Origin of the sequence: Nocardia cyriacigeorgica GUH-2 (assembly GCF_000284035.1) — a bacterium.
GTDB lineage: Bacteria > Actinomycetota > Actinomycetes > Mycobacteriales > Mycobacteriaceae > Nocardia > Nocardia cyriacigeorgica_B.
The window spans coordinates 2,293,675-2,317,710 of record NC_016887.1; the positions used below are offsets into that span (position 1 = coordinate 2,293,675).

The 24,036-nt window shown below is 66.3% G+C and carries 23 protein-coding genes and 1 tRNA gene; 16 read left to right on the forward strand and 8 right to left on the reverse strand.

The window, feature by feature from the left end:
- The first annotated feature begins 30 nt into the window (after window positions 1–30).
- Window positions 31–1,230 (forward strand): sensor histidine kinase, encoded by a 1,200-nt coding sequence (locus tag NOCYR_RS10310; RefSeq protein ID WP_014350309.1) that lies wholly within the window; start codon window positions 31–33, stop codon window positions 1,228–1,230.
- The gene (locus NOCYR_RS10315) at window positions 1,227–1,844 is read left to right on the forward strand and encodes a response regulator (RefSeq protein WP_014350310.1); all 618 of its coding nucleotides are present in this window, start codon (window positions 1,227–1,229) and stop codon (window positions 1,842–1,844) included. Before NOCYR_RS10310 ends, NOCYR_RS10315 begins: the two co-directional genes overlap by 4 nt.
- 716 nt (window positions 1,845–2,560) lie before the next feature.
- On the opposite strand, the gene NOCYR_RS10320 is transcribed toward NOCYR_RS10315, so the two are convergent.
- Window positions 2,561–3,325, reverse strand: coding sequence for an NAD(P)/FAD-dependent oxidoreductase (locus tag NOCYR_RS10320; RefSeq protein WP_014350311.1), 765 nt, complete (start codon window positions 3,323–3,325; stop codon window positions 2,561–2,563).
- A gap of 572 nt (window positions 3,326–3,897) precedes the next feature.
- Here NOCYR_RS10320 and NOCYR_RS10330 point away from each other — a divergent pair.
- Both NOCYR_RS10330 and NOCYR_RS29200 read left to right on the forward strand, forming a co-directional pair.
- Window positions 3,898–5,982: an acyltransferase family protein gene (locus NOCYR_RS10330; protein ID WP_048834067.1), complete on the forward strand. Its 2,085-nt coding sequence runs from the start codon at window positions 3,898–3,900 to the stop codon at window positions 5,980–5,982.
- 194 nt (window positions 5,983–6,176) lie between these two features.
- Window positions 6,177–6,839 carry a hypothetical protein gene (locus NOCYR_RS29200; protein ID WP_148280593.1) on the forward strand — a complete coding sequence of 221 codons (663 nt, stop codon included), beginning with the start codon at window positions 6,177–6,179 and terminating at the stop codon, window positions 6,837–6,839.
- Between the two features lie 125 nt (window positions 6,840–6,964).
- Here the strand turns inward: NOCYR_RS29200 and nhaA are convergent, their stop codons facing one another.
- Both nhaA and NOCYR_RS10345 read right to left on the reverse strand, forming a co-directional pair.
- Window positions 6,965–8,266 carry a Na+/H+ antiporter NhaA gene (gene nhaA, locus NOCYR_RS10340; RefSeq protein WP_014350314.1) on the reverse strand — a complete coding sequence of 434 codons (1,302 nt, stop codon included), beginning with the start codon at window positions 8,264–8,266 and terminating at the stop codon, window positions 6,965–6,967.
- Window positions 8,267–8,718: 452 nt separating this feature from the next.
- Window positions 8,719–10,158 carry a sodium/glutamate symporter gene (locus NOCYR_RS10345; RefSeq protein ID WP_014350315.1) on the reverse strand — a complete coding sequence of 480 codons (1,440 nt, stop codon included), beginning with the start codon at window positions 10,156–10,158 and terminating at the stop codon, window positions 8,719–8,721.
- Window positions 10,159–10,382: 224 nt separating this feature from the next.
- Between NOCYR_RS10345 and NOCYR_RS10350 the strand changes: the two genes are divergently transcribed.
- The gene (locus NOCYR_RS10350; RefSeq protein WP_148280594.1) at window positions 10,383–10,730 is read left to right on the forward strand and encodes a hypothetical protein; all 348 of its coding nucleotides are present in this window, start codon (window positions 10,383–10,385) and stop codon (window positions 10,728–10,730) included.
- Window positions 10,731–10,752: 22 nt separating this feature from the next.
- Here the strand turns inward: NOCYR_RS10350 and NOCYR_RS10355 are convergent, their stop codons facing one another.
- Window positions 10,753–11,247, reverse strand: a complete 495-nt coding sequence (locus tag NOCYR_RS10355) for a GbsR/MarR family transcriptional regulator (protein ID WP_014350317.1) — start codon at window positions 11,245–11,247, stop codon at window positions 10,753–10,755.
- The gene (locus NOCYR_RS10360; RefSeq protein ID WP_014350318.1) at window positions 11,244–11,759 is read right to left on the reverse strand and encodes a GbsR/MarR family transcriptional regulator; all 516 of its coding nucleotides are present in this window, start codon (window positions 11,757–11,759) and stop codon (window positions 11,244–11,246) included. The genes NOCYR_RS10355 and NOCYR_RS10360 overlap by 4 nt, the downstream gene beginning before the upstream one ends.
- A gap of 93 nt (window positions 11,760–11,852) precedes the next feature.
- On the opposite strand from NOCYR_RS10360, the gene NOCYR_RS10365 reads away from it, so the two are divergent.
- Window positions 11,853–12,770, forward strand: coding sequence for an ABC transporter ATP-binding protein (locus NOCYR_RS10365; protein WP_048833240.1), 918 nt, complete (start codon window positions 11,853–11,855; stop codon window positions 12,768–12,770).
- A 68-nt stretch (window positions 12,771–12,838) separates the two neighbouring features.
- Entirely contained in the window at window positions 12,839–14,431 is a 1,593-nt protein-coding gene (locus tag NOCYR_RS10370; RefSeq protein ID WP_014350320.1) for an ABC transporter permease, read from the forward strand.
- A 153-nt stretch (window positions 14,432–14,584) separates the two neighbouring features.
- On the opposite strand, the gene NOCYR_RS10375 is transcribed toward NOCYR_RS10370, so the two are convergent.
- Window positions 14,585–15,133, reverse strand: coding sequence for a TerD family protein (locus NOCYR_RS10375; RefSeq protein WP_014350321.1), 549 nt, complete (start codon window positions 15,131–15,133; stop codon window positions 14,585–14,587).
- Between the two features lie 326 nt (window positions 15,134–15,459).
- On the opposite strand from NOCYR_RS10375, the gene NOCYR_RS10380 reads away from it, so the two are divergent.
- The 3 genes from NOCYR_RS10380 to NOCYR_RS28300 all read left to right on the forward strand — a co-directional run bounded on the left by NOCYR_RS10380 (window position 15,460) and on the right by NOCYR_RS28300 (window position 18,329).
- A complete protein-coding gene (locus NOCYR_RS10380) occupies window positions 15,460–16,524 on the forward strand; it encodes a potassium channel family protein (RefSeq protein WP_048833241.1) in 1,065 nt (354 codons plus the stop codon).
- 135 nt (window positions 16,525–16,659) lie between these two features.
- Window positions 16,660–18,213, forward strand: coding sequence for a sodium-dependent transporter (locus NOCYR_RS10385; protein ID WP_014350323.1), 1,554 nt, complete (start codon window positions 16,660–16,662; stop codon window positions 18,211–18,213).
- The gene (locus NOCYR_RS28300) at window positions 18,213–18,329 is read left to right on the forward strand and encodes a methionine/alanine import family NSS transporter small subunit (RefSeq protein ID WP_081505366.1); all 117 of its coding nucleotides are present in this window, start codon (window positions 18,213–18,215) and stop codon (window positions 18,327–18,329) included. Before NOCYR_RS10385 ends, NOCYR_RS28300 begins: the two co-directional genes overlap by 1 nt.
- Before the next feature lie 32 nt (window positions 18,330–18,361).
- Here the strand turns inward: NOCYR_RS28300 and NOCYR_RS29700 are convergent, their stop codons facing one another.
- On the reverse strand, window positions 18,362–18,625 hold the full coding sequence (locus tag NOCYR_RS29700; protein WP_014350324.1) for a hypothetical protein: 264 nt from the start codon (window positions 18,623–18,625) through the stop codon (window positions 18,362–18,364).
- A 55-nt stretch (window positions 18,626–18,680) separates the two neighbouring features.
- Here NOCYR_RS29700 and NOCYR_RS10395 point away from each other — a divergent pair, with 55 nt between their 5' ends.
- From NOCYR_RS10395 to NOCYR_RS10410, 4 genes are all read left to right on the forward strand, one after another.
- Window positions 18,681–19,007, forward strand: a complete 327-nt coding sequence (locus NOCYR_RS10395) for a type VII secretion target (RefSeq protein ID WP_158430150.1) — start codon at window positions 18,681–18,683, stop codon at window positions 19,005–19,007.
- On the forward strand, window positions 19,004–19,738 hold the full coding sequence (locus NOCYR_RS10400) for a hypothetical protein (protein ID WP_014350326.1): 735 nt from the start codon (window positions 19,004–19,006) through the stop codon (window positions 19,736–19,738). Before NOCYR_RS10395 ends, NOCYR_RS10400 begins: the two co-directional genes overlap by 4 nt.
- Window positions 19,735–20,250, forward strand: a complete 516-nt coding sequence (locus NOCYR_RS10405; protein WP_014350327.1) for a hypothetical protein — start codon at window positions 19,735–19,737, stop codon at window positions 20,248–20,250. The genes NOCYR_RS10400 and NOCYR_RS10405 overlap by 4 nt, the downstream gene beginning before the upstream one ends.
- 293 nt (window positions 20,251–20,543) lie before the next feature.
- Window positions 20,544–20,819: a hypothetical protein gene (locus NOCYR_RS10410; protein WP_048833242.1), complete on the forward strand. Its 276-nt coding sequence runs from the start codon at window positions 20,544–20,546 to the stop codon at window positions 20,817–20,819.
- Between the two features lie 820 nt (window positions 20,820–21,639).
- On the opposite strand, the gene NOCYR_RS10415 is transcribed toward NOCYR_RS10410, so the two are convergent.
- Window positions 21,640–21,726, reverse strand: a tRNA-Leu gene (locus tag NOCYR_RS10415).
- 221 nt (window positions 21,727–21,947) lie between these two features.
- Between NOCYR_RS10415 and NOCYR_RS10420 the strand changes: the two genes are divergently transcribed.
- Together NOCYR_RS10420 and NOCYR_RS10425 are read left to right on the forward strand one after the other, a co-directional pair.
- Window positions 21,948–22,562, forward strand: a complete 615-nt coding sequence (locus NOCYR_RS10420) for an ANTAR domain-containing response regulator (RefSeq protein ID WP_014350328.1) — start codon at window positions 21,948–21,950, stop codon at window positions 22,560–22,562.
- A 228-nt stretch (window positions 22,563–22,790) separates the two neighbouring features.
- The gene (locus NOCYR_RS10425; RefSeq protein WP_014350329.1) at window positions 22,791–23,987 is read left to right on the forward strand and encodes a branched-chain amino acid ABC transporter substrate-binding protein; all 1,197 of its coding nucleotides are present in this window, start codon (window positions 22,791–22,793) and stop codon (window positions 23,985–23,987) included.
- Window positions 23,988–24,036: the final 49 nt, after the last annotated feature.

Consider the following 24,036-nt stretch of genomic DNA (forward strand, 5'->3'; position numbering starts at 1 on the left):
CGCCCAGGTAGCCGGGCATAAGCTGGCACCGTGCATCCGTCGCCGCTCACCCCTGTCGTCACCGCCCTGCGACTGGGGTTGCATGTGCTGGTGACGGCGCTGGTCGCGGTGGTGGTGATCCGGGCGTTGCTGCCCGGCGCCAGTTATCCGGCCGCGGTGATCGGGCTGAGTGTGGCGTTGCTCGCCGTCTATTTCGCCGGCGCCGCGGTGGGAGATCGGCGCGGCGGGATGCTGTGCTGGCTCGGTGTGCTGACGGTCCTGTGGCTGCTGCTCGTCGCGTTCTCCGCCGACGCGATCTATCTCGCTTTCGGTCTGTTCTTCCTGTTCCTGCACCTGCTGCCGCGGCCGGTGAACTACCTGGCCGTCGCCGCTGCCACCGGTGTGGCCGTCGCCGGATTCGGCCTGCATCGCGGCTGGTCGGTGGCCGGTGTGATCGGCCCGGTGCTCGGCGCGGCCGTCGCCGTCGGAATCGCGGCCGGCTACCGGACGCTGTTTCGGGAATCGGCCGAACGCGAACGCCTCATCACCGAACTACTCAGCACCCGGGCCTCACTCGCCGAACAGGAACGCACCGCGGGCAAACTCGCCGAACGCGAACGCCTGGCCCAGGAAATCCACGACACCGTCGCGCAGGGGCTGAGCAGCATCCAGCTGCTGTTGCACGCGGCAGAACAGGCCGCACCGGATCACCCCGCCCTGCCGCAGATCCAGCTCGCCCGCGCGACTGCCGCCGAAGACCTGGCCGAAACACGAAGGCTCATCGCCGAATTGACCCCCGCTGCGCTGGTCGGCACATCGTTGGCCGAGGCCTTGGCGCGGGTCTGCCGTCGAGCCGAGAGTCCAGCTCTGGCCGCGCAGGTGGTGGTCGAAGGGACACCCGAACGGCTGCCGATGCCGATCGAAGCCGCGCTCGTCCGCATCGCGCAGGGCGCGGTGTCCAACGTCGTCCAGCACGCGCACGCCTCCCGCATGCGGCTCACCCTCACCTACGCCGAATCCGAGGTCCTGCTCGACGTGGTCGACGACGGGGCCGGCATCGCCCCTGGCATTCTCGACCAACCGCCACCAGGGTCGTTCGGTCTGGCCGCCACCCGCCGCCGGGTCGAGCAGCACGGTGGCACGATGACCGTCGAATCCGAGCCCGGCCATACCGCCGTGACGGTGTCGTTCCCGTTGCCGCCGCGGCGTGCGGGCGCGGTGAACTCCGATAACGCCGAGGAGGTCCCGTGATCCGACTGCTACTTGCCGACGATCACGCCATCGTCCGGGCCGGCTTGCGCGCCCTGCTCGAGGGGGCCGAAGACATCGGAGTCGTCGGCGATGTACCGACCGCGGAGGCCGCGGTCGCCTTCTGCGCGACCGAAGCCGTCGACGTCGTCTTGATGGACCTCAGCTTCGGCCCCGGCCGCTCCGGTGCGGACGCGACGGCCGAACTCCGTGCCCTGCCCGATCCGCCGAACGTCCTCGTGGTCACCAACTACGACACCGACGCCGATATCCTCGGCGCGATCGAAGCCGGTGCCTGCGGATACATCCTCAAAGACACCCCGCCTGCCGAACTCCTCGCCGCCGTCCGCTCGGCCGCGGCCGGTGAGAGCGTCCTCTCACCCACCGTCGCCTCCCGCCTGATGACCCGCGTCCGCCGCCCCGACACCACCCTCAGCCCACGCGAGATCGAAGTCCTGCGCCTGGTCGCCGACGGCCGCTCCAATCGCGATATCGCGCGCGAACTGTTCCTCAGCGAAACCACCGTCAAATCCCACCTGGTGCATATCTACGCGAAACTCGGCGTCCGCTCCCGAACCTCAGCGGTAGCCCGAGCCCGCGAACAAGGCGCGATCTAACCGGATGCCCGGCCGGAAAAAGCCGGCCGATCCTGCGTCGACCTGTCGAGAACACCATGGGGTCGTCGGCGAATCGAAGAACTCGGCTACCTGGAACTCGGCCGCCGCGGCACGGAGCTTCGGTGGTGCTACTTTCACGCACAAAATCGGCACGCAGGCCCCTGAACGATGTCGAGATTCGCGACCAAGCGACAGCAGGTTTCACGATCAGGGCCAGCTGATGATCACGCGATCGGACTGGCGACCGTCTCTCAAAAGCACTGAGTGATCTACACACGTGCGAGTCGGCGGCGGCAGCAGCGATATCCACCCAGCTGTTGACCGCGTCTCGAGATCTGCTCGTGAGCGTGGTCGAGGCGGGTGTCGCGGCGAGTTCGCGGACAGCGATCGGAGTGTCGGGCCCGCCGGCCTGGCCGAGGCCGGCTGCCATTGCTTGCAGCGTCTGGGCGACGGCGGTGCTTGCGGCCGAGGCGATGAGGACCTGCGGTGTGCCGGAGCTGAGGTCGATTGCCCCGTACACTTCCCGGTCGCCGATGAGTTGTTCGGCTGCCGCGGTGTCGTGGACCGCCGTGAGCGCGGCGACGGTTCCCGCCACGGTCGGCCATCGGGAGGTCGAGACATCGGTAGCGGGTGGCGCCGGGAGATTCATGTCTACTCCTCGAAGTTGGGGCGACCGCCGGTGTCCGGGGCACCGGCGGTCGATGATTGCTATGGCCTCAGGCGACCGGCGCTGATTCGCTGTCGCGCTTGGTTTCCAGCAGCATCGGCCGGTGCTTTCCGTTGGTGAACCAGTGGTGGGAGCCGGGCTTGTGGGCTTCGGTCGCCAGGTGTTTGATGCCGGCCGTGCAGGCGAATTCCTTGAGTTTCTTGCCGGCGAAGCCACTGAAGTACAGCCGCATCGGGGTGTCGTTTTTGTGGCCGAGCTGGTAGATCCCGGCGTCGCGGCCGAAGCTGAGGCACATGGCGGGGAACGACAGGTCGATCGGGGTGGGCTGCTCGCCGGCGATGCGGTGCAGGAGGGTGTCGGCGGCGTGTGCGCCCAGGCAGTAGGCGGTATAGGCGGCCATTCGGAAGGGGAGGTCCGACGGTGCCGAGCAGTCGCCCGCGGCGACGATGCGTTCGTCGTCGACGCTTGTCAGGGTTTCGTCGGTGAGCAGTCGTCCGGTGCTGTCGGTGCTCAATCCGCTGCGCGCGGCCAGGTCGGGGACGTCGAAGTCTGCTGTCCAGATCGTGACCGCACTGGGCATCGTCTGCCCGTCGGCGAGTTCCACGGTCTGACGGGTCACGGCGGTGACCATGGCTTCGGAACCCTCGATGACGTTGACCCCTAGCTTGGTGAAGTACTTGCGGGCCGTGCGCCGTGCCTTGGGGTGCAGGTAGGGGCCGAGGACCTTGCCGCAGACCAAGGTGACGTTGCGGCCTTGTTCGGCCAGCTCCGCGGCGGTTTCGATGCCGGTCGGGCTGCCGCCGATCACGGTCACCGGTGCGGTCGTGGGGGTGTCGAAGAGTGTCGACCGTAGCCGCTAGGCTGCTTCCAGAGTCGCGATGGGGGTAGGCGAATTCGGCCGCTTCCGGGACCCGCGGGGTGGCATCGCCGCTGCCGACCGCCCACCCCCGCGGACAACATATGGACCCCGCCCGCGGAAGTGGCGACGATCGACCGGGAATGGGGGACCGGCCATTCGTCCAAGGCCGACTCACACCACCGACGGATTGCGAGCCGACCGGCAGCGCTGCGGTATACCGAGGACACAGGATGAGCTCAGGTCCCAGATAGCCCTGGGCTCATGTCGATTCCGCCATCGGAGTGAAGCCGTCCGCGCAGACCATCGTGGATCGGTCGGTGCGGGCAGCTGTCGCGACAGGCAACCTCAGAATCGAGTTGGGCATCGGCGCGGGACGAGCGGTCTCCATGCTCGTGGCGTGGCCCGCACAGATTACGATTCAGGTCGCGCCGGCCGAGGTGCGTGATCGAGTCTGTGGTAGGTGAGGAAGTCGTGTCGATGACAGTAGGTATCGGTCCGTGTCGCGTGATCGGGTCATCGAATTCGACATGGTGAGCTCGACCGCCGTCGCAGCGCCGCCGTCGATGCCGAAGCCCGCTGCCTACCGCCGCGACCTGGATGGGTTGCGCGGTTTGGCGATCGCACTGGTGGTGGTGTTCCATGTCTGGTTCGGGCGGGTGTCCGGTGGCGTGGACGTGTTTCTGGTGCTGTCGGGCTATTTCTTCACCGGGTCACTGCTGCGTCGCGCCGAATCGACCGGCGCGGTAGCCGTCAGGTACACGATGGTGCGGACGGCGCGCAGATTGTTGCCGGCGCTGGCCGTCGTGCTCGCCGCTGTCGCGGCCGCGACGGTGCTGATACGGCCGTATACCCAGTGGTCGGATGTCGCCGGGCAAATAGTGGCGTCGCTGCTGTACTTCCAGAACTGGCAGTTGGCGCTGTCGTGGGCGGATTACCTGGCCGCGGACCCGTCGGTCAGCCCGCTGCAACATATCTGGTCGATGGCGATTCAGGGGCAGTACTATCTGGCGGCCGTGCTGGTCGTCGCGGCCGTCGCCTGGTTGTGCCGCGTGGCGGGCCGTCCGGCGGCTCTGCGTTTCGGTGTCGGCACGGTTGTGGTGTCGGTGGGTGTGGCGTCGTTCATCTACGCCGCGGTCGGTGCCGAGACTCAGCAGGGCTGGAATTACTACGACACTTTCGCCCGGTCGTGGGAGCTGTTGGCGGGTGCGGGTGCGGCGCTGCTGATCCGATCTGTGGTGGCCCCGCGTGCGGTCCGATCGGTGCTGGCGGTTGGTGGTCTGGTGGCGATCTCGGCATGTGGGTGGTTGGTCGATGGCGCTAATAGATTCCCGGGCCCGGCCGCACTGTTGCCGGTGATCGCAACTGTCGCTCTTATCGTCGCGGCGAGCGGTATCGATCCGGCGCAACGCCCGTGGGTGTCCAGGGTCCTCGCTTCGCCACCGCTTGTCCGGCTCGGCGACCTCTCCTACGGGCTGTACCTGTGGCATTGGCCGCTACTGATTTTCTACCTCGCCGAGCGCGGTACAGCCGAGGCCGGATGGCGTGGAGGAGTGCTGGTCATCGCGGCCTCGCTGGTATTGGCTTATGTGACATACAGATTCGTCGAACAGCCGCTTCGAATGCAGAGCGGTCACCGAGCCTCGTCGTCTGTTCGCTCCCCAGGGCATCCGCGCATCGCCGGAGCCCTTGTCGCCGCCACTATGGCGTTGGTATTCGCGTCGGCGGCGGGCTGGCAGTTGTATATGGCCGCGAATCCGCCACGCCCGGTCGGCGCGCTGGATCCCGTCGACTATCCGGGCGCCGAGGCACTCGTGAGTGGAGTCGAGGTGCCCCCTCGCCGGATGCGGCCGACGGTGTTCGAGGCGGCGGCCGAGCTGCCCCCGCCGACCGTCGACGGCTGCATCGCGGACTGGGACACCCGTGATGTGGTGACCTGCATCTACGGATCGGCCGACGCCGAGCGGACCATCGCCGTAGTCGGCAGTTCCCATTCCGAGCACTGGGTGCCCGCATTACAGGTGATCGCCGAGCAAGAGCATTTCCGGATCCTGGTCCATCTGAAGATGGGTTGTCCGCTCACGCTGTCCGACGACATCAGCTACAAAGGCGAGGCCAACCCCGATTGCCGGGATTGGTCGCGTGAGGTGATCGATCTGCTGGCCGAGGAACAACCGGACTGGGTGTTCACAGTCGGGACCCGTCCGGTCGACAGCGGAGGCGATGAAACCCCGGCCGAATACCTCGATGTGTGGACGGCGCTGTCGGAACGCGGGCTCAACGTGGTTGCCGTGCGGGACACCCCCTGGTTGCGCCGTGGGGGCGTTCGCTACAGCGCGCCGGACTGCCTCGCCGGCCGAGGCGATCGCATCGCTTGTGGAATGAGCCGATCGGATGCTCTCGCGCCGGTCAATCCCGCCGACGAGCCCGCGACTGCCTTCCCGAACGTCTACCCGCTCGATCTCAACGACGCGGTCTGCGGCCCGGAGATCTGCTCGGTCGCGGAGGGCAACATCCTGATCTACCACGACGAGCACCACCTCACCGCCACCTATTCGCGCTCGCTCGCGGCCGAGTTGAAACGTCGCCTCGGACCCGTGCTGGGCTGGTGGTGACCGCGAAAGGCGCTGAAAGTTCTCACCGACGGCGCGATCGTCGCCGATGACGTGTCGCAGCAGATCCACGAGCTCAGAGGCCGGGGAAGTTGGCGCGATCTGGCCCATAGCGATTCGTTTGCACGATTCACCGACCCTCTGCTGCAAGGTCGCCGAAGAAGATCGCGCGAAACGCCTGAGGAGATCCGGTTGGAATGAATAGAAAGCTAACTGACCGATCTCACGCCCAGATCAAGCTACGTCGATGCCGACAGCCGCTGCCGGACACCCGGCTGCTCTATCTGAAACGGCCGGATCGGGTTGTCGAACCGCTCGAGTTGGAGATCGCCGGTGGCGTTCCCGAGGTATGCAGCAACCACGGACGTGCGGCAGTCACGCTGAGGCCGTTCAGAACGCAGTTCTTCGACACACGGAAACATCCGCGAGCTGCCCGCTCGTTCTTGGCCGGGAGGAACCTGAACACTATCCCGCCGGTGTCGACAGTCCTGGTGGGTGCATGGCCGGTGTGCGCACGATGCGAGCATTCCGCTCGATGGTGGCGCCGTATCGGTGTCGCCCTGCTGTGGGCGATGGCTGCGATTTTCGCGGCCTTTGTGGTCGTGGTCGCGGCGGGATGGGCGGGGGCAAAGGTTCCGATTGCGGTGGCCATGGTCCTGGTGTTTGCGTTCTTCCCGGGTTCTCTGCCGATCGGGTTGGTTGTAGCACTCTGGTGCCTCAGGAAGTGCGGCCGGCCTGCGAAGTTCCAGTGCGTCGATGATGGTCTGCTGTTGAATGTCACGGCGCATCCCGACTTCTGCGCGGCGTCGCGGGCATCACCTGGGCGGGACGGGGCGTCGTACACGACGGAAGCGAACTGAACCTGTAAGGCAGCGGCATTTGGGCGGGCACCTGCCGGAGGCGCACGCTTCATGGCTGCTGCCGCTGAATCTAATCGAGGTCCGGGCTGGAGATCTGCCCTGATCCAGCGGGGACACCGACAGCCTCACGGTGTCTGTTGATAGATGTCGGGGATGCCGTCGTTGTCGTCGTCGCGTTGTTCCTGTTCGGCGATGCGACGGTAGGTGCGGTTGCGCAGGGTGAGCAGGGCGGTGGCGAGGACCGCGGCGGTCAGGGTGCCGACCAGGACGCCGATTCGGGCGGCGTCGATGCTGCCGGGGTGTTCGGCGAAGGCGAGTTCGCCGATCAGCAGTGAGACGGTGAAACCGATCCCGCCCAAGAGCGCGACGCCGATGACGTCGATCCAGCTGAGGTCGGAGTCGAGTTCGGCGCGGGTGAGTTTGGCGGTGAGGAATGTGGTGGCGGTGATGCCGATGGCTTTACCGCAGACGAGTCCGACGATGATGCCGAGGGTAAGACGGTCGGTGAGTGAATCGGTGAGCCCGGTGATTCCGCCGATGGTGACGCCTGCGGCGAAGAAGGCGAAGACCGGGACGGCGAAGCCGGCGGAGATCGGGCGCAGCAGGTGTTCGAAGCGTTCGGCGAGTCCCGGGTCGTCGGGGTGGTTGGCGGTGGACGGCTTGGTGAGGACTGGAACGGTGAATCCCAGCAGGACGCCGGCGACGGTGGCGTGGACGCCGGACTGGTGCACGAGCCACCAGGTGAGGACGGCCAGCGGTACCAGGATCCAGACCGAGTGCACCTTCCGCTGCACGGCGAGGCCGAACGCGGCCAGTGGGAGCGCGGCCAGTGCCAGGTATCCGAGGTGGAGTTCGTCGGTGTAGAAGACGGCGATGACGGTGACGGCGAGGAGGTCGTCGACGACGGCGAGGGTGAGCAGGAAGGTGCGCAGGGCGGTCGGCAGGTGTGAGCTGACGACGGCGAGGACGGCGAGGGCGAAGGCGATGTCGGTGGCGGTGGGTATTGCCCAGCCGTTGAGGGCGTCGCCGCCGAGGTTGAAGGCGACGAAGATCAGGGCCGGGCCGATCATGCCGCCGACGGCGGCGACGACCGGCAGCGCGGCTCGGCGCGGATCGCGCAGGTCACCGGCGACGAACTCGCGTTTGAGCTCGAGTCCGACGACGAAGAAGAAGATCGCTAGCAGTCCATCGGCCGCCCAGGTTTCCAGGGGCAGATGCAGGTGCAGGGCGTCGGGGCCGAGCTCGAAGTGGCGCACGTTCTCGTAGACGTCCGACCAGGGGGTGTTGGCCCAGATCAAGCCAATGGCCGCGGCGATGATCAGCAAGATGCCGCCCGCGGTTTCGGTCCGCAGGATCGAGGCGATGCGTCGGGCTTCCGGCCAGGATCCGGGGGCGAACAGGCGTTGGCGGGTTTGCGGTGTGTTCATCGGAGGCGTCTTTCCGATCGTCGGCTGGTTCAGGCAAGAGCGCTACGCCGGCGAGTCCGCACAGGGGGGCGGTCGGGAGGTTTCGGCGCGACGCAGCTCGGAATTTCCGGCCGCCGGATCGGGAGGGCGTCGACGCACCCGGTGGCGGCGTCGACGCGCGCAGGTGAACGGGGTGTTGTGGACCGCAGTGACGACGCCGGACGAGGACGTGCGCTTCGATTCTGTGGAAGCGGGGCTGGTGGCGGCTCGAATCTGCACTGCGCACCCACCCATCACTGGTCCCGACCCGACCCCACTCGGGTCGGGTTGCCGACCAGACTTCCCGGCGCACCTACCTGTAAAGATGCCGTAAACGGCCGCCGGGCGCAAACGCGGCGGCCGGGCAGGCCCGGTCCGCGCTGCGCAGGCGCACCACCACGATTGTGAGCGTCCGGTGGTGCGCCTGCGGACGGCTATGCCGAGGTATGCGCTGGTCGCTGTGGCTCGGGTGCTTTCTGACGGCCGAAGTAGAACAGCCCGGCCGACAACGCACCGAGGAACAGGGCGAGCATCCCGGCCAGCAACCATCCGGCGCCGAAACTCGCGATGATCGGGATGGCACCCGCGGTGACGAGGCCACCGCCGAAGAAGGGCTCGAGGATCAGTTGCTTGTAGCCGAAGGCCTGGTAGGCGGGTGTCTTCAGGTCCGGATCGACGACGCGGAGCAGGATCAGGCCGGTCGAGGTGACACCCATGGCCTGGCCGACGTCGGCGATGCCACGCTCGAACCAGAAGTCGGGCAGCATCCGTCGGGCCAGGAAGATGAAGGCGCCGAGTGTCCAGATCAGGCCGGTGCCGGCCAGCAGCAGGAAGGGGCCGATGTTGGCGGCGATGGCCTGCAGCGACAGGGTGCCGAGGGCGGCGATGACGAGCACGTCGAGGCTGAATCCCTGGATGCGTTCGATCAGCTGGACGTCGACGATCTCATCACGGTCGAACGCTTGGATCGCGATCTGGACGAGGATGCCGCCGACCATCGCGATCGGGAACAGCGGTACATGGGCGAAGAGTTCGAAACTGTCGGCCCACAGCCTCGACTCGATCCATTGCAGCGCCTCGAGGATCAGCCAACCGATCAACACCGCCACCGCCAGCAGCCCGAAGTGCAGGGTCAGCGGTTCGATGGAGGAGGGATTCACGGTGAGGGTTCCGGCCGAACGGCGGCGCTCCTTCTCGACCAGACCTGCTTGCTCGGACACCGAAGGTGAAGCATCTGACCGCAATTCGGCGGTCTTGCCGGTGCGCACACCCCAGTTGATGAGGGCGATGCCGCAGATGACGCCGGACAGGATGCCGACTGTGGCCAATCCGAGCGCCAGGTCCTGTCCTTCGGGGAAGCCGAACTCTTCGAAGGTGCCGCTCATGCCTGCGGCCGTGCCGTGGCCGCCCTCGAAGCCGATCTCGATCAGCGTGCCCGCCATCGCGGGCAGCCCGAACAGCGGCCCGAGGACCAGGATCGCCAGCAGCAGTCCGAAGACGTATTGGCCACTGGCGACGGTGATCCCGAACGCGATCTGCGGGCCGGCGATGCGGAAGGCCGCGCGCGGCGACGGCAGCTTGTGCCCCATCAGCAGGCCGGCGAACACAAGCGAAATCAGCAGCCCTGGCAGCGTTTTCCACACCTCGAGGACTTCTGGCGTGAACAGCCCTGCCTCGGCGAACCGGTCGGTGCCCAGTGCTGACGCGATCCGTCCGAACACATCCGGGCCGATGAGCAAGGCCAGCCCGCCGCCGAGGATGGAGCTGGGGATGAACAGTTTCTGTGCCAGTCGCCAGCGCACTCGGATGATTTTCGAGATCAGCATCATGACGCCGATCAGCAGTAGCGCGAATCCGATCACGTTCGGAGACACCGGGATACCTACTTTCGTCGTTCGCGTGGATAGCCACGACCGGTCGGGTGTGACGACGACAACATGCCGTTGGGTAACGGTACGATATGCGACGGCAAGTTCGTTGCCGGCCTTCCCCGTGGTGGAAATGCACGCGGGATAGCCGGTGTGGATCGGTCGGAATCGCGGGTGGCGCGCCTAGACTGAGGTTAAGACGCTACAACCAGGGTCTGGGGGAGGTCGGAGTGCGTGAATTCCTTGTCGCGCTGATTTTTTCCGCAATTTGTGCGGTCTCTGTCTACATGGCGGTGCGAGGGTGGCGCGGCACTGCCACCAACCTGACCGATGGATGGGGTGAGCGCATGCCGGAGCGATCGCTGACCGATCCCGTCGGCCGAGCGCGGGCGAACCGCATCTTCGCCTACTGTGGCTCGGCCGCTGCCCTGCTGTGCCTTCCCGCGATCGGCTACGCGTTGGCGGCGGCGATGGATACCGAACGGGCGCTGGGGCTTCCGGCGCTGGTGGCGCTCGCCGTCTACGGCATCGTGGTCTGCGCTGTGGCCGGTTATCCGCTGGAGAAGATCAAAGAGTGAGGGTGTCCGCTGATCGGAAGCGTCAGCGCATGTCTTTGGAGGTGCGCTGTGCGTGCCACCGGTCGAACAGCACGGGTAGTTCGGCGGCGAAGAACTCGAAGAAGTCGCGCATCTCGGCCAGTCGCCGCCCGGCCGGGGTGTCGGCGCCCAGGAGGTCGATGCCTTCGCCAGCCGTCTCCGCCCACATTTTCATCATTCTGTCGCGTTTGAGGAAGCTCGCATACCAGAGATCGTCGTAGAGGCGATAGGTATCGCGGCGGTGACCGGGCAGCCGTTCCTTGGCGACCATTCCCACCTGGTCGAGGTACTTCACCGCTCCCGACACCGCGGCCGGGCTGATCGAGAGTGTCTCGGCCAGCTCGCCGGCCGTCATCCGGCCCGCATCGCAGGTCTGTAACGTCGCGAAGACGCGAGCGGGCATTCGTGGCCAGCCCATCTCGACTAATCCCAGCGCGAGCTTCTCGGCGAACCGGGCCCTGTCGATGGCGGTAGCGGAATCCCCGGAGTCGGCGGTCATCGAGTTCCTCGGCCACTGGTTTCGGCGTCGGGGAACAACGCGTTGCGGTGTTCTTGCCAGCGTTTCATCGTTTCGGGTAGTTCGGCCCGCATGAATCGGTAGTACTCGAGGGTTTCGCGGACTCGCTGTCCGCCCGGACGTGCATGGTCGAGCAACTCGACGCCGTCGGTGAGGAACTTGATCGAGCGATCGAGCGCGTCCTTGCGTTGCATGGTGATCGCGTACCAGACATCGTCGTCGTAGACCCGGTAGGTGTCGTGGCGCGCGCCGGGCTCGCGTTCACGGCCGAGCAGTCCGATCCGGACCAGATGGCGAACCGCGCCCGAAATGGCGGCCGAGCTCACCCGCAGCCCCTGTGCGAGTTCTTGGGCGGTGTAGCGGTCGGCATCGTCGGCCAGGACGAAGGCGAACACTCGCGCCGACATCCGCGGCATGCCCGACTCGGTGAGCATCAGCGCGAACTGTTCGGCGAACCGCAGGACCGCTTCCTCCTGGGGGTCCGGATCGGCCAACCCTCACCTCCTCCACGGCATGACCTGATGTACAGCTACATATTAGCGTTCACAACATTCACAAAAGTGTGAAAAATGTGTACGCTGGCTGGTATGGACAACGCCATCGCAATCTCGGGTCTGCGCAAAACATTTGGGCCCACCACAGCGCTCGATGGCCTCGACCTCGATGTCGCTCGAGGTGAGGTGCACGGCTTCCTCGGCCCCAACGGTGCGGGGAAAACGACCACCATCCGGGTGCTACTCGGGCTACTTCGCGCCGATGACGGCGATGTGCGGCTACTGGGGGGAGATCCGTGGCTGGATGCGGTGGCTTTGCATCGGCGCCTGGCCTATGTACCCGGCGACGTCGAGCTGTGGCCGAACCTCACCGGCGGTGAGGCGATCGACCTGTTCGCGCGCCTGCGTGGCGGGCTGAACAAACGGCGACGGGACGAGCTGATCGAGCGGTTCGACCTCGACCCGACGAAGAAGGGGCGCACCTATTCCAAAGGCAACCGCCAGAAGGTCGCCTTGATCTCGGCGTTCGCCTCCGATGTCGAGGTCTTCCTGCTCGACGAACCCACCGCTGGCCTGGATCCGTTGATGGAGGTCGTTTTCCAGGAGGTGGTCGCCGAGGTGAAGGCAGCCGGTGCCACCGTCCTGTTGTCGAGTCACATCCTGGCCCAGGTGGAGAAGCTCGCCGACCGGGTCAGCATCATCCGGCTCGGCCGGATCGTGCAGTCGGGAACGCTGACCGAGCTGCGCCACCTGACCCGCACCAGCATCGAGGCGGTCACCACCGAACCGGTGACCGAACTCGGTGACATCCAGGGGGTGCACCACGTCGTCACCGAGGACGGACGGGTGCGATTCGACGTCGATACCGACGCTCTCGGTGCGGCCGTCGAGCGGCTCAACCGTGCCGGATTGCGCTCGTTGACCAGCCATCCGCCGACGCTCGAAGAGCTGATGCTGCGTCATTACGGTGACGAGCTCGCTGCCAGTGGCAACGGGGCTGATCGGACATGACCACGACAACCGAGCCCCGCCCAATCGGGGACAGGACGCAGCAGCCCGAGGCGAGTCGAGCCGATGCATTGACCGGCACCGGCACCTTGATTCGATTCATCCTGCGCCGCGACCGGATCAAATTGCCCGCCTGGATTCTCGGCATCACCGTGATGGGGCTCTATTACGCGAGTGCGTTGCCGCAGATATACAAGTCGACCGAGGATCTGCGAGCGGTCAGCCAGTTCTCCGAAGGCACGGTCGGCGCCCTCATCTCCGGCCCCGGCTACGGGCTCGCCGAGCCCACAGTGGAGTCGGTGATCGTCGCCGTCTACGGCCTGTACTTCCTGCTGCTGGCGGCGCTGATGAACATCCTGCTGATCTCACGCCACACCAGAGTCGAGGAACAGACCGGGCGTGCCGAACTCGTGCGCGCCAACGTCGTCGGCAGGCACGCCCAGCTCACCGCCGCGCTGCTGGTCGCCGTAGCCGCCAACGTGATCCTGTCGCTGCTGATCGCCGCGTCTTTCGCGATCGCGGGCCTGGACACCAGCGACGCCCTGCTGTTCGGCTGCAGCGTCGGCGCGGCCGGGCTGGTTTTCGCCGCCATCGCCACCATCACCGCGCAGATCAGCACCTACTCGCGGGCAGCATCCGGGATGGCCGGCGCGGCGCTCGGCATCGCCTACGTGATCCGCGCTGCGGGCGACAGCTTGCGTGAGGGCGGAAGCGCGCTGTCCTGGTTGTCGCCGCTGGCCTGGTCGCAGCAGACTCGCGCTTACGCCGATGGCCGGTGGTGGCCGCTGGCGTTGTCGATCGCGGCAGTGCTCGCGGCAAGTGCGATCGGCTACGCCTTGTCGGTGCGCCGCGATGTCGGTGCCGGACTGGTGGCCGCGCGTCGCGGCAGCCCGGTCGCGGCGGAGTGGCTGCGGACGCCGCCAGCATTGGCGTTGCGGCTCCAACGCGGCGGCTTGATCGGCTGGGCCTGCGCGCTGGCCGCGGCCGGGGCACTGTACGGCGGGATCGGCAAGCAGATCGTGGAGTCGTTCGACGACCTGCCCGACCAGGTCATCGACGTGATGGGCGGTGATCCCACCCGCATGCTGGACGGCTACGCCGGCACGATGGCGTTGTTCAACGCCTTGCTGGTGGCCGTCTTCGGCGTCCTCGGCGTGCAGACGCTGCGCGGTGAAGAGACCGGCGGCCGCACCGAGCCGGTCCTGGCGACCGCCACCGGCCGCACGGCGTGGCTGGGCAGCTATTCGCTGGTGCTCGCGGGCGGCGCCGTGGGGCTGCTGGCGCTGTCCGGGACCGTGCTCGGCGCGGCGATGGCGCTCTCGGTGGGCGAGGGACATTACCTCGGCGACGTCTTGGCCGGTCACCTGGCGTTCGCGCCCGCCGTCCTCGTGGTGATCGCCGTCGCGGTGCTGCTGTATGGTGTCGCGCCCCGTGTCATCGGACTCACCTGGGCGTTGCTCGGGTTCTCCATGGTCATCGGGTTCTTCGGCCCGATCATGGACCTGCCGCGCTGGGTGCACAACCTCTCACCGTTCGAACACGTGGCGCGGTTGCCGATGGATGACATCGGCTGGGTTCCGCTGGTGGTGATGGTCGTGCTGGCGTTCGCCCTCGCGGCAGCGGGTTCAGTAGCGTTCCGCCGCCGCGACCTCGACATGAAGTAGCGCCGAGGAGTGGGCGATTCCGGATGTGCGTTTCGCGCCCGTGACGCCCACTCCGAGAACGGCTCCGAGTGCGCGGCAAGACGGCGGCGATCCGGTGCTCTCGCACACGACCGATGGGACGGCCGGGACCCATGCGCATCCCGCGCTGGACTATCAAGCCATCAAACGCGCAAGGTGCGCCAAGGCCTCGCTCGGGTGCCGAGCGGAAATGTCTTCGCCGATCGGATGCACACGCCAACCGTCGTCGCCCAGCGCGACAGCGCCAACCACGAATCCCGTGCTCGCATAATGACCGAGGTCGACGCGGACGATCTCGGTTCCGGCGACACCGTCGACCATGCGGCAGAAGGCATTGTCTATGACATGCAAGGGCTGGCCGGTATAGGAGGTCACCACATACACGATCGAGGTGACGTCGCCGGATAGACGACCTAGATCGGCGACGATCACCTCATTGTCGCCATCGCCTTGACCGGTGGTGCTGTCACCGAGATGGCGCACCGCTCCATCCTTGGATGTTAGCTGCTCATGGAAAACGACATCGAACAGGACCTGGTCTGAGAACAGAAACGCGGAGGCGTTGAGGTCGATGTCGGCGACCGCGCGGCCGGGGTCGAAACGACCGGGCGCGGGATCCCAACCCAGCGCCATCGTGACGAATTCCAGTGCCGGACCGCGTGCAGCATCGGCCAAGTCGAACAAGGGATCTCCCTCCAGTGTTGTTGCGGGACAACCACGAGCGAGATCACGGATGCCCTCCCCGCTCCCACAGTACTGCCCGAACCTGCGGCGGTGCACGCGGCTCCGCGCCGACGGCGACCCGCCCTCACGTGCCTGCAATCAGTGAAGGCACCGAGAGTCGCTTGTGCCGCCAGGCCTGCTCGGCTGCTACCGTAGCCGTCGGTGTGCCGGGAAGCCTGGTCGGCGAGGTGACCGAGTCCTGCGACCAGGGAGATTTCCGTGAGCCATCCTGCCTCGCGACACCGCTGCTCGGCGGCATCCGATCGGGGAATGCTCGGAGCGCGAGGTTGAGCCCCGTGTTCCGGCGACGGCCGAGTACCCGGCTTGCGGACGTGCCGTACCGGGTAGCCGGAATCGTGCGCATACCCCGACACGCGCGCAGCCCCGCCAGGGCGATCGGGGTGCGCATCGGCAGCGCGATCGCTGCGCTCGGGTTGGCCGTGGTGGTGGTCTACTCGGATCGCGAGGGCTACACCGACGCCGTCGACGGCCAGGTCTCACTGCTGGACAGCGCCTACTACGCGACGGTGTCGCTGTCGACCACCGGCTACGGCGACATCGTCCCGCTCACCGACCGCGCCCGAGTGGCCAACACCTTCGTGGTCACTCCGTTGCGGGTGTTCTTCCTCATCGTCTTGGTCGGTACCACCCTCGCGGCTCTGACCGAGGACTCGCGTCAAGCGTTCCGAATCCAACGCTGGCGCCGCCGCATCCGTGACCACACCGTTGTCATCGGCTATGGCACGAAGGGACGTGCTGCCGTCCGAGCAATGCTCGGCGAAGGAGCCAGACGGCCCCTCCTCGTCGTCGATACCGATGCCGCCGCGCTCGAGATCGCGTCCGGCGAAGGGCTTGTGACGTTACGTGGCTCCGCGACCACAGCAGATGTCCTGCGGCTGGCCGGGGTTCAGCGTTGCCGCTCGGTTGTCGTCGCCACCAATCGTGACGACACCGCCATGTTGATCACCCTGGCCGCACGGCGCTTATCACCGACCGCTGAGATCATCGTCGCAGTCCGGGAGACCGACAATATCGAGCTGCTGCGTCGGTCGGGCGCAGATACCGTCGTGGCGTCGTCGGCGACGGCAGGACGGTTGCTGGGCCTTGCGACCACCAAGCCGAAGGCCGTGGAGCTCATGGAAAATCTGCTGATCCCCGAATCGGGTATCGCGCTCGCCCAACGCCCCGTGCGGCCTCAGGAGGTGGGCCGTGACCCCCGCACTCTCGGCGACGTCGTGCTGAGCCTCGTTCGCGATGGCCGACCGCGCCGCCTCGACTCACCGGAGGCCCAAGAGATCCAGCCCGGCGACCACCTCATCTACTTACGCGGCACCAACGACCGCAGGACCTGATCACCCGGTCGCTGACAGACCACCGGCCGTGGTTTGCGCTTCGATGACAGTGCTCGGTGAAGCAGGCACACGCACACCGGTTTCGCGTTACATTCACGCAGCGGTGGTTCGGTGACCGGACGGACGGAGGGCCCGATGCGAGAGGTGCAGGCGAGGGAGCAGTGGGGTTCGCGGGCCGGCTTCCTGTTGGCCGCGATCGGGTCGGCGGTCGGCCTCGGCAATATCTGGCGGTTTCCGTATGTCGCCTACGACAACGGAGGTGGCGCTTTTCTCCTCCCGTACCTGATCGCGCTGTTGACGGCCGGCATTCCGGTACTGGTGTTCGAATACGCCATCGGCCATAAGTTCCGCGGCTCGCCGCCGCGGGCATTCCTGCGGTTGTCCCGGCCGGCGGCGGCCATCGGGTGGTGGCAGGTCGCCATCTGTTTCGTCATCGCCACCTATTACGCGGTGATCATCGCCTGGGCCGTGCGTTACGTCGGATTCTCGGTCGGCCAGCAGTGGGGTGATGATCCCGACGCCTTCTTCTCGGGCTTCGTCCAGCAGGCCGACGAGCCCGGATTCAGCACAACCTACGTGGCCGGTGTGGCGATCCCACTCATCCTCGTCTGGGCGGTCACGCTGGGAGTGCTCGCCTTCGGTGTGCGGCGCGGGATCGAGACCGCCAGCAAGATCTTCATCCCGCTGTTGGCGGTGCTGTTCGTGATCCTGGTCGTACGGGCTTTGTTCCTGCCCGGGGCGGACAAGGGGCTGGACGCGTTCTTCTCGCCCGACTGGTCGGCGATCACCGACGGCAGTGTCTGGGTGGCAGCCTACGGGCAGATCTTCTTCTCGCTGTCGGTCGGCTTCGGCATCATGATCACCTACTCCTCATATCTGCGCCGGCGCGCGGACCTGACCGGTTCTGCGCTCGTTGCCGGGTTCGCCAACAGCTCGTTCGAGATCCTGGCCGGCATCGGCGTCTTCGCAGCGCTCGGGTTCATGGCCACCCAGTCCGGTGTCGGCGTCAACGAGGTAGCGACCAGTGGCATCGGGTTGGCGTTCGTTGCCTTCCCCGAGATCATCTCGCAACTGAGTTTCGGTGCGGGCTGGTTCGGACTGCTGTTCTTCGGCTCGCTGGTTATCGCCGGTCTGACGTCATTGATCAGTATCGTGCAGGTCATCATCGCCGCTGTCCAAGACCGCACCGGAATGGCGCGAGTGCCTGCGGTTCTCATCGTCGGCGGCGCCACCGCCGCGGTCTCGATCGCGCTGTTCCCGACCGAAGGTGGGCTGTTCCTGCTCGACGTGGCCGATCACTTCATCAACTCCTACGGCATCGCGCTCGCCGGATTGATCGCGTTGATCGTCGTGGTGTGGTTGCTGCGTAAACTGCCATTGCTGCAAGAGCACGTAGACGATATCTCGGCGATCAGGCTCGGCCGAGTGTGGACCCTGACCCTCGGAGTGATCACTCCTATTGTGCTCGGCTGGATGATGATCGACACACTGCGCGCCGAATTCACCGAGAACTACGGCGGATACTCGACGGGGTTCCTGATCATCGCGGGTTGGGGGGTTGCGATCGGGGCGGTGGTCGTTGGCGTCGTGCTCGCGATGATCCCGTGGCGCGACGTCGATTCGGCCGACCCGGCGATGGCCACCGAAACTGGTGGCGACCTGCCGCAGATGCGGAAGGCGGAGGACTGATGTCGACGGGTGCGATCATCATGATGATCATCGCGGTCACGGTGGTGTGGGGTGGCCTGGCGGCGTCCATTCTGCTGTTGCGGCGTTTCCCCGAGGCGCCGGACGACGAGGGATGAGCGGATGCGCCGAGCGGCGCACAAGCTGGTGGCTACCGCGCAAGCAGGTGCGCTGCCACCGCATCTGCCAGCCAGTCGCGGTATTTCCTTGCCGGCCAGCCACTCTCGCGGCGTAATAACCGGAACACGTGTGGTGAGCCGAGGGCGAACAAGCTGTCGGCCGCGGTCTCGGCATCGATGTCCGGCCGCAAGGTGCCGTGTTCGGCGAGGCTGCGCACGAAGGTCGCCCAGAAGGAGCGGGTGGCGGCGGCTCCGGCTTCGGACCAGCCTTCCAGACGCCGAGCATCCAGGCCCACGCGCGTAAAGCACCTGGGTTATGGTCGAACGAGGAAACGAACCGACGGGGGAGTGGTGAACGACAAGCTCGAAGTCGAGCCCGATCATTTGGACGGGGCATCTGCCAAGCTGGTCGAGCTGGCCGACGGCAACACGCAGACCGAGACATACTTGAAGGAATGGCTGGACCTTCCGAGTTCGGAAGGTGGCTTGGTGCTGCGCGGCGTGATCGATGTCATCCGGGACGCGCTGACCAGCCTGCAATCGAACTATGCGCGCCTTGGGCGTGTGACCAGCGAATCTGCTGCCGAGCTGTCCAGCGCGGCACAGATGTACCGGACGACGGACCGCGGTATAGCCGAGGCGCTGGACCGCACATATGCCAAGGACGGCGAGAAATGAGCCAGTCGCCGACCGATAGTCTGACCGCCCCGGAGCCCGACGATCCCGTCCCGGACATGGTCGAACTGGCCACCAACGCGAACGCTGTGTCCCCGGCGTATTGGTTGAACGGCATCATCAAGACCATCACCGGGTTCGACGCCTTGACGATCATCACCGATTACGTGGCCGGCGATTGGGCGGCTATGCAGAAGGCGGGAACCGCGATCGAGAACCTCGCGAAATACAACGCCGCCTACGCCGTCGGCATAGATTCGGCGGTCAAAGAGTTCGAGGCATCGTGGCGCGGAAACGCCGCGGAGAACTCCCGCACCTATTTCGCCTCGCTCACCGATGGATTGAACAAGCAGGTTGATCCCCTGCAACAGATTGCCGATGAGATCAAGGCCTTCGCGCTCTCGTCCTACGGGTTGGCGCAGACAGTGTCCGGCTTGGTGCAGACTCTGTTCGATCTCGCTGCGATGTATGCGATCAAGCAGGCGGCGGTAGCCGCGTTGAGTGCCACGGTAGCCGGTGCCCCGGCGGCGGCAGCGATGCAAGCAGCGGCAGCGTTCGACGCGGCGCGAATGATCAAGACCTGGATTGATATCTGGGGAAAGCTCGGTCTGATGTTCGCCGGGTCGGAAGGCGCGATCGGCCTGATCTCTGCCGGAATCAACGGCGTCGTCGAATCCGCCGAACTGCCCGCCATCAACGCCAGCGGCTACGACCACCCCGGAGCCTACGTATGAGTGCTCAGGAACCCATTCTGGACGTCGCCGGTGGTGACCCCGCGGTCTCGCGCCAGCTGTCGGATGCCCTTCGTGCAATCGCCGCGAACACGACCGATCCAGCTGTGAAAGATCAGATCGGTGCGGTCCTGGAAGGGAAGCTTGCAGTTCGTGACTTCGTTCGGGCGGAGGCGTTCAATCAGACACTCGACCGTGTCATGCCCGCCGCCCTGGAGGAGTTCGAGTCGATGCCGGAGGACCAGCGCCAACGGCTGGCCGAGCAAGGCGAGGCCGAACTGGAGCGGTACCGGGCCGAACTGCGCGAGCCGACGCCACCGGCCGAACCGATGAACCACAGCCAGCGCCCGCAATCCCCCGGACCGCCGGAAGCGGCGTCTACCACCACCGCCGGCGCCGGCCAGCTGATCCCCGGCACACGCAAACCCAACCGCGACGTCATTGTCACACCCGACGAGCCAGACGAGGACGACCTGTACTTCCAAGAACGTCGGCAGCGCGGATGGTTGGAATAGCTCGCGAGGTGACGGTGGCTGTTCGGGCCGACGTCGAACCGACACATCTGTCGATGCATGTAGTCAGCCCGATCCCACCTCTGTGTAGCCGGCATGGCGAGGCGGAAGTAGAGCGTCGACACGCGACCATACAGTTCCACCGGCACAACGAGGTTCGCGTCCAGACCACCATCTGGTCGGTCCTGTGGCAGGGCTGGCGCCGCCTTCGTAGGGTGCCGCCATCGACGACGTCAGAACTCTATGGTGAGTGGCCCCTGTGCCGGCGATGCGTGCGCCAACGGCGATGGTTGCGTGTGATCAGCGCCGCCCTGGTAGCAGTTGGCCTGGTACCGATGATCGGGTTGTTGCTGGGTGGATACCTGGGGCTCCTGAGCGCGCCGTTGTCGCCATTCGTGGCGCTGGCGTTCATGCCCGGCTGGTTCCCGGCCCTTCTGATCGCCGCCTACGCCGCGCACGAGCGGGCGACACGATACGTCCGTGTCCGTCCGATCCGAAGCGACGCGCAGGTGGTTGTGCTGATAGCACACCCCGCGTTCGCGGACGCATTCGAGAATCTGTCCACCACGTGATCTAGCGGTGGCTCTATGCGTCAGTCAGTGATTTCGAGGGGCGAGCCGAAGTTGACGGAACCACCAGAGCGCCTGGCCGGAGGAACTGTTCGCCGCACCGCCGATGCTCGCACTCCGGCGGAATGCGTTCCCATACAACGGGTCAGTGGCCGTTGTATGGTGCAGGGCGGCGGCGGTAGAGCCGGGGGCCTTCGAGGAGCAGCCGTGGCGCGCCGGTGCAACGCGTCCACGACCCGGATCGAACATGCCTGAGCCGCAGTCGCACAGGCCCGCCATATGCCGGCCCAGCGCGGTTACGTGGCCGTTTCCGCCACGGTTTCGGGGATACGGCCAGCTTGCGCAGCTCGGTGCCGTGTTCGACCAGGCCGAGACCAATGTCTCGAGTGCCGTCCGTAGTTGCCGGCCGTTGTGGCGCAGCAGTTCGGCGAGCAGACCATCACGATCGCCGATGTGATGGATGGCCCGGCATTGGTCATCTCGCCCCGCGCCGCGACGGGACGGACCAGCACGGCCGTGAATCCACCTTCCGCACGCAGCGCTGCCGCCGCGTAGAGAATTGCCCTCTCGGGGCCATGTGTAGCGCGTGCATGAATACATCGAGCGGCATCGCTGGCGATCAGCGCGGGGGCGAATATCAAGGTGGTTCAGCGGATGCTGGGCCACGAGACGGCCACGCTGACGCTGGACCTGGGGCACCTGTTCCCGGACAATCTCGACGCTGTGGCGTCGGGTCGGACGCGGGCGCCAGGACTACTGCGGACTGATTGCGGACTGCGCGAGATGACAAGAGGGCAAACGACGGCAAAAATACCGCCTGACCTGGTGCCGAGTGTGGGACTCGAACCCACACGTCCGTGAGGACAACGGTTTTTGAGACCGTCGCGTCTGCCAGTTCCGCCAACTCGGCGCACCGGAGGGAAAGCATAGCGGGTGGGTGGGGATTTCGGCGAACCGGCTGCCCTCGTTGTGACCTGGGTGAGGTTTGCGCTGGGTATATGCGTTCTATGCCGAAGTGAAAGGTACTCTTTACATCACTCGATGGCGTGGCGGTGGCTCTTCGGCCGGATTGGTCCGGCGGTGGCCGCGGTCGAGCGTCGGGGCTCGAGCATCGAACCAGAGGGGTCTTCTATGAGCACTACTGCGGGCGCGGACGCCAAGGCCGGCGCCGGGGCCAAGCGCGTCGTCGTCGCCGAGGACGAGGCCTTGATTCGCATGGATCTGGTGGAGATGCTCACCGAAGAGGGCTATCAGGTGGTCGGTGAGGCCGGCGATGGGCAGCAGGCGGTGGATCTGGCGGTGGAGCATCGCCCGGATCTGGTGATCATGGACGTGAAGATGCCGCGCCGCGACGGGATCGACGCGGCCGCCGAGATCGCCTCGAAACGTGTTGCGCCGGTGGTGATCCTGACCGCGTTCAGTCAGCGCGATCTGGTCGAGCGGGCCCGCGACGCGGGGGCGATGGCCTACCTGGTGAAGCCGTTCACGAAGTCGGATCTGGTGCCCGCGATCGAGCTGGCGGCGAGCCGGTTCCATGAGATCACCGCGCTGGAGGGTGAGGTCGCGAGCCTGTCGGAGCGGCTGGAGACGCGCAAGCTGGTCGAGCGCGCCAAGGGCGTGCTGATGCAGACCCAGGGGCTGTCGGAGCCGCAGGCCTTCAAGTGGATTCAGCGCACCGCGATGGATCGCCGCACCACCATGAAGGCGGTCGCGGAAGTGGTGCTGGAGAACCTCACGCCGCAGTGATCGGGTTCCGCGGCGGCACTCACAGTGCGTTTTACGTCGAGGAAACATAAACGCGAAAAAGAATTCGACACGATGTCATCTGCATGATCCGAATGTGATGCGGATCTAACGTGCCGACGCTATGTTTCTGCGCAGGCTGAGTGGTCGGCCTCCTCGGTTGGCCGGGGGAGCACAGGAACGCAGAGGTGAATCGTGCTTAGTTCGACGTGGCGAAACCGTACGGTGCGAGTGCTGGGGGTCGGCGCGGCCGCAGCCCTGGTGCTGACCGGATGCAGCGACAAATCGACGGGGGATTCGGAGGCCACCGGGACCGACACCGGGGGCCTGTCCATTCAGCCGGTGATGCAGATCGACGCTCAGGGCAAGGAAGTGCCCTCGGCCGATACCGCGACCGCCGCCGACCCCGCCGGTGACGGTTCGGCGACCTGCCCGGCGGGCACCTCCATCGCTATGGCGGGCGCGCTGACCGGGCCGAACGCGGCACTGGGCATCAATATCGTCAACGGCGCGAAGCTGGCCATCGAGCAACACAACAAGGCGAATCCGGGCTGCCAGATCGTGCTGAAGCAGTTCGACACCGAGGGCAACCCGCAGAAGGCGACGCAGGTCATCCCGCAGATCGTCAACGACCCCACGATCATCGGCCTGGTCGGCCCGGCCTTCTCCGGCGAGACCAAGGCCACCGGCCAGATCCTCAGCGACGCCGGTCTGGTGGCGGTGTCGTCGTCGGCGACCAACGCCTCGCTCACCCAGAACGGCTGGCGCAGCTTCTTCCGCGGCTTGGCCAACGACGACGTGCAGGGCCCGTCGGTGGCCAACTACATGATCAACACCGCCGGCTACAAGAAGGTGTGCGTCGTCCAGGACAACACCGACTACGGCACCGGCCTGGCCGCCAGCGTCACCGCCGCGCTGGGCCCGGTGGCCGATCCGGCCTGCGCGGCCGGCATCAAGGAAGGCGACAAGGACTTCTCCGCCACCGTCACCAAGATCGCGGCCGTGCAGCCGGACGCCATCTTCTACTCCGGCTACTACGCCGAGGCCGCACCGCTGGCCCAGCAGTTGAAGTCCGGCGGCGTGGACGCGACCTTCGTCTCCGCCGATGGCAGCAACGATCCGCAGTTCGTCTCCCAGGCCGGCAGCTCGGCCAAGGGCGCGGTGCTGTCGTGCCCGTGCGGCCCGGCGCCGAAGGAATTCACCACCGAGTACGAGGCACTCAACGGCCAGGCCCCCGGCGTCTACTCGGTGGAGGCCTACGACTTGGCCACCATCCTGGCCAAGGGCATCGACTCCGGCAAGATCACCCGGCCCGACCTGCTGGAATTCGTGCGCACCTATGACGGCGCCGGCCTGGCCCGTCAGTACAAGTGGAACCCCGACGGCGAGCTGTCCAACGCGCTGATCTGGGTGTACGAGGTCAAGTAGCGGGAGCGGCACCGGCGCGTACCCACGACCCTGCCGGAGGGTCGGGGTA

What these genes read in the sequence shown, in the direction of transcription:
- NOCYR_RS10330 (WP_048834067.1), top strand. Translation starts at nt 3,898, where the DNA reads ATGGTGAGCTCGACCGCCGTCGCAGCGCCGCCGTCGATGCCGAAGCCC.
- NOCYR_RS29200 (WP_148280593.1), top strand. Translation starts at nt 6,177, where the DNA reads ATGAATAGAAAGCTAACTGACCGATCTCACGCCCAGATCAAGCTACGT.
- nhaA (WP_014350314.1), bottom strand. Translation starts at nt 8,266, where the DNA reads ATGAACACACCGCAAACCCGCCAACGCCTGTTCGCCCCCGGATCCTGG.
- NOCYR_RS10355 (WP_014350317.1), bottom strand. Translation starts at nt 11,247, where the DNA reads ATGACCGCCGACTCCGGGGATTCCGCTACCGCCATCGACAGGGCCCGG.
- NOCYR_RS10365 (WP_048833240.1), top strand. Translation starts at nt 11,853, where the DNA reads ATGGACAACGCCATCGCAATCTCGGGTCTGCGCAAAACATTTGGGCCC.
- NOCYR_RS10385 (WP_014350323.1), top strand. Translation starts at nt 16,660, where the DNA reads ATGCGAGAGGTGCAGGCGAGGGAGCAGTGGGGTTCGCGGGCCGGCTTC.
- NOCYR_RS28300 (WP_081505366.1), top strand. Translation starts at nt 18,213, where the DNA reads ATGTCGACGGGTGCGATCATCATGATGATCATCGCGGTCACGGTGGTG.
- NOCYR_RS10400 (WP_014350326.1), top strand. Translation starts at nt 19,004, where the DNA reads ATGAGCCAGTCGCCGACCGATAGTCTGACCGCCCCGGAGCCCGACGAT.
- NOCYR_RS10405 (WP_014350327.1), top strand. Translation starts at nt 19,735, where the DNA reads ATGAGTGCTCAGGAACCCATTCTGGACGTCGCCGGTGGTGACCCCGCG.
- NOCYR_RS10420 (WP_014350328.1), top strand. Translation starts at nt 21,948, where the DNA reads ATGAGCACTACTGCGGGCGCGGACGCCAAGGCCGGCGCCGGGGCCAAG.